General features: G+C 69.9%; 8 protein-coding genes. All 8 read left to right on the forward strand.

The window, feature by feature from the left end:
- The first annotated feature begins 30 nt into the window (after nt 1-30).
- From ACFYV1_RS24805 to ACFYV1_RS24840, 8 genes are read left to right on the forward strand one after another with little or no spacing between them, the layout of a single operon-like run.
- Nucleotides 31-2,307: an ATP-binding protein gene (locus ACFYV1_RS24805; RefSeq protein WP_389398003.1), complete on the forward strand. Its 2,277-nt coding sequence runs from the start codon at nt 31-33 to the stop codon at nt 2,305-2,307.
- Nucleotides 2,298-2,603, forward strand: coding sequence for a hypothetical protein (locus ACFYV1_RS24810; protein WP_389397761.1), 306 nt, complete (start codon nt 2,298-2,300; stop codon nt 2,601-2,603). Before ACFYV1_RS24805 ends, ACFYV1_RS24810 begins: the two co-directional genes overlap by 10 nt.
- A complete protein-coding gene (locus ACFYV1_RS24815; RefSeq protein WP_389397762.1) occupies nt 2,600-9,310 on the forward strand; it encodes a DUF4157 domain-containing protein in 6,711 nt (2,236 codons plus the stop codon). The genes ACFYV1_RS24810 and ACFYV1_RS24815 overlap by 4 nt, the downstream gene beginning before the upstream one ends.
- A 6-nt stretch (nt 9,311-9,316) precedes the next feature.
- A complete protein-coding gene (locus tag ACFYV1_RS24820) occupies nt 9,317-10,006 on the forward strand; it encodes a hypothetical protein (protein ID WP_389397763.1) in 690 nt (229 codons plus the stop codon).
- Complete coding sequence (locus ACFYV1_RS24825; RefSeq protein WP_389397764.1) at nt 10,003-10,695, forward strand: hypothetical protein; 693 nt, start codon at nt 10,003-10,005, stop codon at nt 10,693-10,695. Before ACFYV1_RS24820 ends, ACFYV1_RS24825 begins: the two co-directional genes overlap by 4 nt.
- Nucleotides 10,696-10,700: 5 nt before the next feature.
- Entirely contained in the window at nt 10,701-11,084 is a 384-nt protein-coding gene (locus ACFYV1_RS24830; protein ID WP_389397765.1) for a hypothetical protein, read from the forward strand.
- Nucleotides 11,077-12,216: a hypothetical protein gene (locus ACFYV1_RS24835; RefSeq protein WP_389397766.1), complete on the forward strand. Its 1,140-nt coding sequence runs from the start codon at nt 11,077-11,079 to the stop codon at nt 12,214-12,216. Before ACFYV1_RS24830 ends, ACFYV1_RS24835 begins: the two co-directional genes overlap by 8 nt.
- Before the next feature lie 23 nt (nt 12,217-12,239).
- A complete protein-coding gene (locus ACFYV1_RS24840; RefSeq protein ID WP_389397767.1) occupies nt 12,240-12,767 on the forward strand; it encodes a phage baseplate assembly protein V in 528 nt (175 codons plus the stop codon).
- Nucleotides 12,768-12,772 lie beyond the last annotated feature (5 nt).

Raw genomic sequence — 12,772 nt, forward strand, 5'->3', positions numbered from 1 at the left:
CGCGTGGGGCAGACGGGGGCGGGTGAGGACATGGGCACGTACGAGGGGGCCGACGATCCGGCGCAGGCCGCGGCCGAGGGCCGGGCGCTGACGTCGTCGGTCCAGGCCGTGCTCGCCCGGATCGACGCCCACGCCACCAGGGCGGCGGCGCACCGCAAGGCCGACGCCACAGCCGGGAACGAGTGCGGGAGTTCGGACCGCGCACGCGGCAGGGGCGATGACACGGGACCCGCCGTGCCGTCGGCGCCCGAGGCGTCCGCAGCGGCAAACGGACCTCTGGTCACCGCTCTTGACGACACGCCGGCCGGTGCGGGCGCCGGTACGACGGCCGCAGGCATGTCGCCGGGCTCACCCGACGAACCCACCGGTGCCGGCGCTGCGAACGCCACCGACGGCACGGCCCGCTCGCGCGGCGCCCGCGGTCTCACCGGCAGTCCGCGGGAGTCTGCCCGCGACCAACGCGGAGACAGCGGCCGTCCCGGACGGGGACTCGCGGCGGCCCCCGCCACCCCGGCGGCACTCGACGCCCTGGTGAACTGCTTCGGGCTCAGCACCTTCGAACGCGACATCGTGCTGCTGACCGCCGCGGCCGAGCTCGACCCGACCACCGGCGCCCGGTGCGCCGCCGCCTGCGGGGACCCCGAACGGGCGCACCCCACCTTCTCCCTGGCCCTCGCCGCACTCGACGACCCGCACTGGAGCGCCCTCACGCCGGTCGCGCCACTGCGGCGCTGGCGGCTCGTCGAACTCGACGACGAGACCCGGCTCACCACCTCGCGGCTCCGCCTCGACGAGCGCATTCTGCACTTCCTCGCGGGCTCCCCCTATCTGGACTCCCGACTGCACGGCCTGCTGCGCCGCACCTCCGTGCCGGACGCCCTCCCCGCCTCGTACGACCTGGCCGCGAGCCGGGTCGCGGCCGGATGGGCGGGCGCGGCCCCCGGTGCGCCGCTTCGCGTGGAGCTGGTCGGCGGTGATCCGCGCAGCCGCGCGGACATCGCGGCGGCTGCGGCCCGCCGTTCCGGGCTCGGTATGTACGAGATGTCGGCCGCCGACATCCCGACCGGCCCGGCCGAGCGGGACCTGCTGGCCCGGCTGTGGCAGCGTGAGGCGATCCTGCTGCCCGCCGCCCTGCTGGTGGACTTCGGCGACATGGACCGTGAACAGGCCGCGGCCGCCGAGGTGTTCATCGAGAGCGCGGCCGTACCGCTCGTCGTCTCCAGCCTCGAACCGCGGGCGACGGACCGCCCGAGGGGTGAACGCGTCCAGGTCCCCCCGCTCGACGCGGACGAGCAGCTCGGCGTGTGGACCGACGCGTTCGCGGCGGTGCCCGAGGTGCCGGAGGCCGCGCTGCGGGACCTCGTGGCCCAGTTCTCGCTGCCACCGCACCTCGTTCGCTCGGCGGGTGCGGCCGTGGCCCGCGACCTGCCCGGTGAGGACGAGCTGGACGCGACGGGACTCGCCTGGCGGGCCGGCCTGACCGAGGCCCGGATGGGCATGGACGAGCTGGGTCGGCGGATCGAACCGCAGGCCGACTGGGGCGATCTCGTACTGTCCGAGCGCCAGTTGCGGATCCTGCGCGAGATCGTGGCGCATGTCCGCCGCCGCCCCACCGTGTACCAGGAGTGGGGTTTCGCCCACACACTGCGCCGAGGTCTCGGCGTCACCGCCCTGTTCGCCGGAGGTTCCGGCACCGGGAAGACCCTGGCCGCCGAGGTGATGGCGCGGGAGCTGGGTCTGGACCTGTTCGTCATCGATCTGTCCCAGGTGGTCAGCAAGTACATCGGTGAGACGGAGAAGAACCTGCGGAGGGTCTTCGACGCGGCCGAACGCGGCGGCGCGCTGCTGCTGTTCGACGAGGCAGACGCACTGTTCGGCAAGCGCAGCGAGGTCAAGGACAGCCACGACCGGTACGCCAATCTCGAGGTGAGCTATCTGCTGATGCGGATGGAGGCCTACCGGGGTCTCGCCGTCCTGACCACGAACATGAAGCAGGCGCTGGACACGGCGTTCATGCGCCGTATCCGATTCGTGGTCGACTTCCCCTTCCCCGCGGAGAGCGAACGGGCCGAGATCTGGCGGCGGGTGCTGCCCGCGCAGGCGCCCACCAAGGACATCGACCCCGAGCTGCTGGCCAGGCTGACCGTGGCGGGCGGGTCCATCCGCAACATCGCCCTGTCCGGCGCGTTCCTCGCGGCCGAGGAGGGCGACCGGCTCCGGATGCGCCACATGCTCGAGGCCGCCCGCACCGAATATCTCAAGCTGGACCGCTCCTTGACGCCTTCGGAGGTCCACGGATGGGTCTGAACGAGGCACCGCGCCGCGACGACGCGGGCACAGTACGGGTCGACATCGGCGAGCTGGTACTCGACGGATTCGGCCGCGAAGTCGACCCGGAGCGCGTATCGGCGGCGTTCCAGGCGGAGTTGGGCAGGCTCGTAAGGGAGCGGGGGGTGCCGCTGGCCGCCGAGGGCGGCAGGGCGCTGGACGGCCTCGCAGGCCTGCCGCCGATGCCGGCGACGGCGTCGGCCCGGCGCCTGGGCCAGGAACTGGCGCGCGCGGTGCACGCCGGTCTGTCCGGCCGGGGCGAGGTGACGTCATGAGCACCGCCCACTCGCAGGAGTCGCGGCCCGACCAGTCCGCCAAGCGGCGCAAGCGCAAGGACCGCGCCAAGTCCGGGACGGTGGAACCGAAGAACATCGTCAGCGGCGCGGGCCAGCCGCTCGACCTGAGCGTGCGCAGGGAGCTGGAGGAACAGCTCGGTCACGACTTCGGCCGGGTACGGCTGCACACCGACCGGGACGCGGGCGCGCTCACCGACATGCTGGGCGCGGACGCGGTCGCCGTCGGCCAGGACATCTTCTTCCGCGAGGGCGCGTACGCACCGGGCACGGTGGACGGGCGGCGCCTGCTGGCCCACGAACTGCTGCACACGGTGCAGAACCCGCACGGCCTGGGCGTGCTGCAGGCGGGACGCGACCTCGGCGCGGTGAGCCTGCCGCAGCAGGCCATGGAGCGCGAGGCGGAGTCGGCGGCGCAGGATCTCGTACGGGAGGAGCAGGCCTCCGCTCCCGAGGTGGAACCCGGCCGGGCGACACCCGGCTGGCTGCGCTACGCGACCGTGGACGCCGATCGGCGCAGGATGGAGGAACTGGATCCCGCGACCCTCGTCGACCGCGTCGCGAACGGCGTCCTGCGATCCCTGCGCGGCGACCCCGAGGACCGATCGGGGCGGGTTCGGCTCCAACTGGCGCGGCTGGCACCCCAGGTGCAGGACCTCGTCCTCGACCGACTCGAGATACGGCTGCCGGCACCCGTGCTCGACCGCATGATGGAGCTCGTCGAGGAGACCGAGGCGGCGGGACCGCTGCCACTGGATGCGGCGGTGGCGCCGGTTGCTCTGCCCGGGGCGGGTGAGGAGATCGCGCAGGAGCGTCGGCGCGACGAGTCCACCGACGAGCGGCCGGACGCCCGGGAACGTCAGGAGGTCGCCGGAGGTGGGCCCGAGGGCGAACAGGAGCCCGGCGGGGACGGCGGCCGGCTGCCCGGTACCGAGAGCGGTGAGGGAGCGGCCGGGGACGGCAGTACGACCCCGGTTGAGGCCGCGTCACAGGACGCGGAGGAGGCCGGGGCGCGACAGCAGGACCGGTCGCAGTCCCAGCAGGCGGACAGGGAAGCTTCCGCCCGCGAGGACAAGAACGCCTCCGCCGAGGAGCAGCAGCAGAAGTCCCAGGACGCGGGCGCGCAGAAGGACGAGGCGAAGCAGGACGACCAGGCCGCCGAGGAGGAGCGGGAGGAGGCCGGAGGCCAGGAGGAGGCACCGCAGGAGGCGGAGGAGCAGGCGGAGGAGGAGCGGGCAGGTGAGGACGCGGGGCCGGCGGCCGGCGGGAACATCGCTGCCGCCCCGTCGCCGGTGGACAGAAGTGGCGCAGAGCCCGGCGAGAGGTCCCGTACCGGTGACGCACGGCCGGTCCGCGCCACGGGCGATCCGGAGAACGAAGAGGACGTCGATGACGAGCCCTTGGGGCTGGAACCCGAATCCGAGCAGGACGCGGCTCCGGAGCCGGACGCCGGGACGGCGGAGGGTTCTGGTGCGGCGGACGCCGGCGCCGATCTGAAGGGCCCGGACACCGCCGACGACCCGCGGCTGTTCCAGCGGCGCAAGAGGGGCGCGCCCCGGGCACCCGGGATCTCGTCCACCGAGGGCGATTCGGAACCGGACACCGTAGAGGAAGCGGTGGAGCCCGAGGGGTCCGGGGGCGCCCCCGATCGCACGGACGAGGCTGACTCCGAGAACCGGACCGCCAAGGAGCTGTCGGACGTCACATCCGCCGAGCAGGACCTCGGTGCCCAGGAATCCGGCGGGCCGGGCGACACAGGGCCCCTGTCCGGTCTCACGTCGGCGCAAACCGTGGAAGGGGACGCCGAGAAGGAGCAGTCGGAGCAGCGCGCGGAGGACGCCGAGGCCCGGCGGCGGGACGAGGAGGCCCGCACCGCCGACGGTGCGGAGGCGGGCGCGCCCCCGCCGGCCGGCGAACCGGCCGGTCCCGAGCGCTTGTCCAAGGCGGACGAGGACGCCCGTACCCAGGACGCTGGTTCGTCCCAGGCGTCCGGTAAGAACGCGGACAGCGGCGGCCGGGCCGAAGGCACCGCGAAGCAGGCATCGCAGGCCGCCGGCGCCCCGGCGAAGAACGAGGCGGAGCCGAGCACCGGATCGGACAAGGGGGCCGCCAAGCAGGCCGACAAGGGCGAGGACGCGGCGGGCGCCGACCCTGGCGGAAGCAACACCACCGCCGACACCGACACGCGTCAGGGCGTCACCGAGGGCAACGGCAACGCAACGTCGCCGGCACCCTCGACCGGCCCGGACAAGGTCTCCGCACCGGGGTCCGGCTCCGGGGCGGGCCCTGCTCCGCAACTGGCCTCGGGCAACGGCCCCTCCCCCATGTCCGTCACGGAAGCCAGGACCAACCCGCCCAAGAAGGAGGGGGGTTCGGCCCCTGGCGCGACGGGCGCAGCCGCCCGTTCCAAGCCGTCGGGCAGGAAACGGCAGGCCGCACGGCAGGTCGCACGGAACGCGCGCCGTGGCGGAGCCGGTGGTGGCGGCGGAGGTCGCTCGTCCTCCGCTCCCGCACCGGCACGGGGCCGCGGCTCCAAGGGCGCATCCGCACCGGCGAAACCCGGGAAGCAGGCCGCCGCACCGGATGTCTCGAAGGCCACGCCCGAGGCGGGGCTCTCGACAGCGGCGGGACTGAAACCACATCAGATGCTGGACACGCTCAAGGGAGTGAACGGCGCGGTCGGCCGTTCGGTCGACAAGGAGCGCACTGCTCTGCGCAAGGCACCGCCGAAGGAGCAGCGCCCGTCCGGCTCCCCGCGGACGGTACCCGGTGGCCCGACGGCGTCGGCCCCCGGGACGTACACCAACGCCAAGGTGGCCAGGACGGAGGCCGCTCCGGGCAAGACGCCCGAGATCGCCGGCGAGCAGAAGCCGGAGGGAGAAGTTCCGGGCGCGAACGTGCCTGAGCCGAGCTGGTGGGACATCGCGCTGACGATCGGCGCACAGCTCTTCGGCAAGCTTCTCAAGGAGATCCTGCCGCTCGACGATCTGATCGACTCGATCCTCGGGCTCCCGACGAAGGACGAGGGCCTGCAGAACGCCAAGGTGGGCGACGCGCCCAGGCTCCCGCTGGAGAACGACTCGGACCCCCGGCGCACCGACGAGCAGGGCCAGAAGCTCGACGAGCGGAAGACGGAGCTGCACCGCTCCGGCCGGGCGGACGCGGCTCGCCCGATGGGCGAGGACCAGATCTATCCGGACGTTCCCTCGGAGACGCTGACCGGCAAGGTGGCCGGCGGCAACGGCAAGAACGCCAAGGGCGCCGGTCGCACGATGCCCGGCGGCGGGGTGCCGATCGAGTCCGCGTCCGCCGTGGCCGAGCACGACCGCGGTCCGCAGATCCAGGCCGGCTTCGGCGAGGGCCGGCAGAAGATGTCGCAGGAGCGCAAGAACAAAAACGACAAGGCGCAGGACGACCGGCAGAAGCACGACCGGGACCTGAAGCGCGAGGTCGAAGCCAGCAGCAGGAAGCAGGCCGACGCCCGTGACAAGGGCCGCTCCGACATCTCCGAGTCCCGCGACGCCTGGCGCAAGGAGCAGGACGACAAGACCTCGGAGATCGACGGCAAGAAGGGCAAGAAGTACGACGAGGTCCGCAAGGACATCAAGGGCAAGGAAGAGGAGACCGACAAGGACGTCGACAAGCGCACCGAGGACGACAACAAGAAGATCACGGACGAGCAGACCAACGCCGAGAAAGAGGCGGAGAAGAAGCAGGACGAGGGCAAGGACGACGCCGACAACTGGCTCGAAGACGCCCTCGAGAAGCTGAAGCAGTTCTTCGAGGACCTCAAGAACGCCATCAAGAGCGTCTTCGAGAAGGCCCGACAGATCGTCACCGACCTCATCGACAAGTTCAAGCAGCAGGTCTTCAAACTCATCGACGACGCGCGCAATTGGGTCATCGACAAGATCAACAAATTCGCCGACGCCTTGATCGCACTCGGCGACGAACTCCTCGCCGACTACCCGGCGATGCGCGACAAGTGGCGCAACACCATCGATGGTGCGCGCGACTGGGCGGTCGAGAAGGTCAATCAGTTCGCCGACGCGCTCAAGGAGGTCGCGGGGAAGCTGCTCGACGGCCTGTGCGGGGCGCTGCTCGCCGGGCTCGACGCCCTGGAGACCGGCATGCTGGCGGCCGTCGAGGTCGCGGAGACCGCTGCCGTCGGGGCACTGGAGTTCGGTGCCGCCGTGGTGGAGGGCCTCGGCGAGTGGGCGGCCATCTTCAACGACATCGTCTCCGACCCCGGCGACTGGATCAGCAAGGCCGGTGCCGCCGCGGAGACCGGCGCCAGGGACCACCTCTTCAACGAGGTCACGAGCGCGGTCAAGGCCTGGTTCAACCAGAAGGTCCAGGAGATCATCGGGATCCCGATGGACCAGTTCCAGGAGCTGATCTCCGGCGGGGTGACCGTCGAGCAGATGGCTCAGATGGCGTGGGACGAGGCACTGCCCCAGCTTCCGGTCATCATCGGCGTGCTCGTGGTGGAGAAGGTCGTCGCGAAGCTGATTCCCGGTGCCGGCTGGGTCATGGCGATCATCGACGCCCTGAAGACGGCATGGGGTGCGCTCAGCGAAATCCTCGCCGCCTTCGGCGCGTTCATGGACTTCCTCAAGTCGGTCAAGAGCGGCAACGGCGCCCAGCCCTTCGCCAAGGCGGTGGCCGCGGGTGTGGTCGCACTGCTGGAGTTGATCTACGAGTTCCTCATCGAAGGCGTCGGGAAGTTCATGGGCAAGGTCGCCGAGAAGCTCGGTGACATGCTGAAGAACCTCCGCAAGAAGAAGGACAAGCCGGACGGTTCCGACACCCCGCCGCCGGACGCGCCAGGCAAGCCGAAGGACGACGACCGCACCACACCGGACAAGTCCTCCGACAAGCCCGGCGACAAGGACACGGACACCCCGACGACGCGCAAGCCGCCGGCGGACAGGACGTCCCGCCCGCCGGCCCGACCGCGCCCCGGCAAGCGTTCCTCACCGGAGAAGAAGCCCTCGCACACGACCCGGCCGAAGAAGCGTCGGGAGGACGACGAGCGACGGGAAGAGGGGCGCGAGGTCAACGCGGCTCGGAAGAGGATGCGGGACGGGGAGCGGCGCGCCACCCGCGACGACAAGGACGACAGCCCTTCCCGCCGCGGCCCGGCCCGCGACACCCTCCGCCCCGACCGCCGCAAGGACGACGACCGCCACCGTGACCCGGACAGGGACCGCGACAGGGACAGGGATCGCGACCGCGACAAGGAGAGGGACAAGGACCGCGACAAGGAGAGGGACAAGGACCGCGACAGGGACAGGAAGCGGGACAAGGACCGCCGCCGCACCCGGCGCGCCCGCCAGACCGTCAAGTCGGCCCGCAACAGGGCCCGCCGCGCGGCCCGCAAGCTCACCGGCAAGGCCAGGCGCAAACTCGGCAGCCGCCTGAACGACCGACTGCGCCGCCTCAAGGACCTGTGGCGACGCCGGCGGGACCGGACGCGCGACGACGACCGCTCGCGCCGCCCGGGCAGGAACCGCCGAGACAAGCGGGACGACGGGACCGAGTCGGTCGACCTGCCGGATGTACCGTTCGCCGACGCGGACGACGGGGAGCGGCACGTCCTGAGGTTCCACGGCCGCGGCATGGACGCAGGTCTTTACGTTCACAGCATGCCGATAGAGGTCACCAAGTTCATTGCCGAGTGGCGAGAGGACATCGCGAACCAGGAGCCGTCGACCGAGCGGGACAATCAAGAGCTGTATTTCAAGGCCGCCGTGAGCAAGTACAACCGCGCGAAGCGAATTCAGAAGGGAATTCCGGCGAGGGTGGACAAGGCGGACCGGGACAAGTACAAGCCACGCCGTCGGGCCCTGCGGAGGCAGATGGTGAAGTTGGCCAACGCGGCGAGGCTGCGGGAGTACAACGACATCCCCGATCCCAAGTGGCCGGACTTCGATGACGTCAAGCCTGGCCGCGGAAGTGCGGGACACTTCTCCGAGTACCTCGGGACCTCCGCAAAGACGGTGTTCGGTGGACCTGGCCAGGATGCCTACAAGGCGAAGAAAGGGCAGCCGCCGGGTTGGGCCTACATCACGAAGAACGGCCTGAGTGAGAACTCCGCCTGGGTGAGGATGCACCTCCTGCCGGAGCGGCTCGGTGGCAAGGCCACCGGCAACAACCTCGTGCCCGCACGCGGTCCACGGACCAATATCCCGTTCCGGGAGAACATCGAGGACCAGGCCTACGGCGCCATCCCCGAGCGACAGAAGATCATCTGGTACAAGACCGAGGTCCGGTTCGGGTACTCGCGCACCAAGGACTTCGCCGACTTCCCGAGTTATATCCACGCCGCGTACGGCGGATACGAGAAAGTTCGCGGTACCGGGAAGAAGCGGAGCGATTGGGCCCGGAAGGGCTTGGAAAAGCAGTATGCCCAGCAAGTTGAGCCGCCAGGCAAGGACGAGGGGGGAACCCTGTTCATCAACACGGCCGGCGCCACGACCATCGCCGGCATGCTCGAATGCTCCGAGAGACTCGCGGGGCACATCATTGACGCACGTGAAGACACAGGGAAGTTCAAGACGCTGCTTGGAATTGAGCCGACTCTTCGCACCTGGAAGGCAGGGCGGGGGCACGGCTTCATGCCCGGCTTGCAGGACGCGCTCGACAAGCTTGACGAGCTCATCTCAAAGCAAAAGGTGAAGGTGTGAGGAATCATGAAGCCCGACAACAAGAATCAGTCTTTTCCGTTCGAAGGGCTCTGCGCAGAGGTTTTCGAGGAGATTCAAATCTCCTCCGGGCTGACAGTATGGGAGGCCAAATTCGGCGCGGTTCCGGAGTATTTGGACGACCCTGAATACGTCTTCGGAAGTCTTGCTGAGGACTACGATTTGCCGTTCGGCCCAGAGGTTCGGCGAAATTTCTTCCGATTCGAGAACATTGCAGCGTATTGGCAGTCGACAGACCAGGGCTCCGGGCTGGTCGGCGAATTCCAGCTAAATCATGTGTACAGCAGAAGACTCATGTCGCACACCTGGGAAGGAACCGACGACCGGGAGCGCGCTCTCTACAAAGAGCTGCGGATCTTCGACAGCACGCCGCAGACGGGAAGTGGACGCATGGCTGGGCTGCGTGCCACACCCGGCACCACGAACCCCGAGATCTGGTTCTTCGACATGCGACAGGGCGCCATGGAGATGGAACTCGACTACGGAACGTACCTGGACACGCTGATGGTGACCAAGGGAACCATCGGTTGGCAGTATCTGTTCTGTGACGCGGGTTTCGGTGATGAGGGTTTCACGCCCGTCGCCGAAGGCCTCAGGGAAATGCTCGAGGTGTTTCCGCGGCTCTTTCCCGATCACGACTACGCGGACCTCGAGGCCCGCCTCCGGGAGCGCATGTGACCCGCTACGCAGACATACCCAAGCCCATCCGCTCCGGCATCGTCGTCGTCGACCCCGAGCGCGGCACACCCCAGCGCATCATCGTGCTCCAGTTCAACCCGGACACGCTCGAGCGCAGTCTCTCGCCGCAGGCCGCCGGCGGCTCCGGTGATGCCGGCGGCGGAGGGAGCGGAGGGGACAGAAACGAGGCACTCCGCCTCAAGGGACCCGCGCAGGAGACGTGGAAGTTCACCGCCGAGATCGACGCCACCGATCAGTTCGAGGTCGCCGCTCCCGACGGGATCCACCCGGAGCTCGCGACCCTCGAAATGCTCGTGCATCCGACCACCGCGCAATTGCGGGAGGCCTCGCGGCTGACGAAGAAGGGGACGATCGAGATCAGCCCGATCGAGATGCCGCTGACCCTCTTCACCTGGGGTGCCAAGCGCGTCATGCCCGTGCGGCTCACCGAGCTGTCCATCAACGAGTCCGCGTTCGACGTGAACCTCAATCCGATCCGGGCGAGCCTCAGCATCGGCATGAAGGTGCTCAGCGTCAGTGATCTGCCGGCCGGTCACCGCGGGGCCGACCTGTACATGGCGCATCTCGCGCAGAAGGAGCAGCTCGCCAGGGCCGCCCGTGGTGGCGGGCTCGCCACGCTGGGGCTGGCCGGGCGCAACGGCGTCAGCGGCATCGTGGGGAGGGCCTGAAGAACATGACGGACATCGAGCCGTACGAGAGCGCCATGGACGCGATACCCGGCGCCCACCCCTACCCCCGATCCAGCCGCTACCACGACGCGGAGATCGGGGTGCACCGTGCCGCCGACGGCACCGAAGTGCGTTACACCAAACGCCGTCTGCTCCCCCCGCTGAGCGACGAGCACACCACTGACGACGAGTCCGCGCCGCACACCGTCAGCAGCGGCGAGCGCCCCGACCTGCTGGCCCAGCGGTACTTCGGAGACCCCGGCCAGTGGTGGCAGACAGCCGACGCCAATCCGGTGCTGGACCCTCATGAGCTGACCGACGAGGCGGGCCGCGACATCCGGATCCCGCACGCCGGCGGTTTCCCCTCCCCCGGAGACCGGTATGTCTGAGCAGCCCGTCGGGCGCGGGCCCGTGCACATCACGCTGCAGACGGGCCCGCGGCTGACCCGGCCCGTGCCGCCGGAGGTCGTCGAGGCGCTGCTGTCCGCGCAGATCACGGCGACCGCCGGCGAACGCAGCGGCTTCCAGCTCGCGTTCGACCTCACCAAGACGGGCGCCCTGTCCCGGCGGTTGCTGCCCGAGGGGTTCTTCGACCCCAAAACGCGGGTGATCCTCTCGGTGAGCGTGAAGGGCACGCCGCAGGTGCTGCTCGACGGGCTGATCGTGCGTCAGGAAGTGGGGGCCAGCAACCAGCCGGGGCACTCGACGCTCACCGTGACCGGCGAGGACCTGTCGATCCTGATGGACCTCGAGGAGCACACGGACAGGTATCCGAACATGCGGCCGTCGCAGCGGGTCGGCCGGATCCTGGCCAAGTACTCCGACTACGGGATCGAGCCGCGGGTCTACCAGGAGAAGATCGAGCAGCCGCCCCGCGAGCGGCTGCGCGTCGAGTACCAGACGGGGACCGACCTGGGGTACGTCACCGATCTGGCGAAGGCCAACGGCTACATCTTCTATCTGGAGCCGGGGCCGCGTCCGGGTGTGTCCACGGCGGTGTGGGGACCGGAGCGCCGGATCGGGGACCGTCAGCACGCCCTCAACGTGAACATGGACGCCAACTCGACGGTGGACCAGCTGACGTTCGCGTACGACGGGACGGCGCGCGAGGAGCCCCAGGCCCGTGTGCAGAACCCGGCCACCCGGGACAGCCTGCTGCTCCCGCAGCCGGACATCGGGCCGCTGCGTCCGCCGCTGGGCCGCCGGGCGACGCCCGCGCTCAGGCGCCGGCGGCTGTCCGGCACGGCCAAGATGGAGTCGGAGCAGGCGCAGGCGGAGCTGCTGGCGAGGGCGGCGCTGTCCGCCGACGCGATCTCGGGTTCCGGGTCGCTGGACGTCAACCGGCACGGGTACATCCTGCGGCCGCGCGAGCTGGTCGGGGTGCGCGGCGCAGGGGTCACGTACGACGGCGACTACTACGTGAAGTCCGTGACGCACAACATCAGGCCCGGCTCCTACCAGCAGAACTTCACGCTGTCGCGCGAGGGCCTCATCGCCCGCGGCGACACCGTACGGCCTTAGGCAAGGACCAGGGAGAACTTCGCATGGCTGCAGGACCGAACAACCGGTTTCCCGGGAAGTTCCGGGGGCGGGTGGTGAGCAACGACGATCCGCTGAAGATCGGCCGGGTCACGGTCAAGGTGCCTGACGTGCTCGGTGACGAGACGTCGACCTGGGCCATGCCCTGTCTGCCCTTCACCGGGCCGGGATCGGGGCAGTACGTGGTGCCCGCAGAAGGGGCGGGCGTGTGGGTCGAGTTCGAGCAGTCCGATCCCAGTTTCCCGATCTGGACGGGGTGCTGGTACGGCGACAGTTCGGAGCTTCCGCCGGATGCGCTGACGGGCGGTCCGGCGCACCAGAACGTGGTGATTCAGACGTCCGACAACCACAAGTTCGTGATGGGCGACGTCCCGGGCGGCAACGGCATCCGGCTCCAGGCGGCGAGCGGCGCGTACATCCAGGTGGACGAGAAGGGCGTGACGATCGCCAACGGCCAGGGCGCCTCGATCGTGCTCAGCGGCGCCGAGGTCAATGTCAACGACGGCCGGCTGATCGTGCCGGGCAAGCAGTAACCGAC

Source organism: Streptomyces sp. NPDC003023 (assembly GCF_042888225.1).
GTDB lineage: Bacteria > Actinomycetota > Actinomycetes > Streptomycetales > Streptomycetaceae > Streptomyces.

Coding starts and splice junctions, on each gene's coding strand:
- ACFYV1_RS24805 (WP_389398003.1), top strand. CDS start 31: ATGGGCACGTACGAGGGGGCCGACGATCCGGCGCAGGCCGCGGCCGAG.
- ACFYV1_RS24810 (WP_389397761.1), top strand. CDS start 2,298: ATGGGTCTGAACGAGGCACCGCGCCGCGACGACGCGGGCACAGTACGG.
- ACFYV1_RS24815 (WP_389397762.1), top strand. CDS start 2,600: ATGAGCACCGCCCACTCGCAGGAGTCGCGGCCCGACCAGTCCGCCAAG.
- ACFYV1_RS24820 (WP_389397763.1), top strand. CDS start 9,317: ATGAAGCCCGACAACAAGAATCAGTCTTTTCCGTTCGAAGGGCTCTGC.
- ACFYV1_RS24830 (WP_389397765.1), top strand. CDS start 10,701: ATGACGGACATCGAGCCGTACGAGAGCGCCATGGACGCGATACCCGGC.
- ACFYV1_RS24835 (WP_389397766.1), top strand. CDS start 11,077: ATGTCTGAGCAGCCCGTCGGGCGCGGGCCCGTGCACATCACGCTGCAG.
- ACFYV1_RS24840 (WP_389397767.1), top strand. CDS start 12,240: ATGGCTGCAGGACCGAACAACCGGTTTCCCGGGAAGTTCCGGGGGCGG.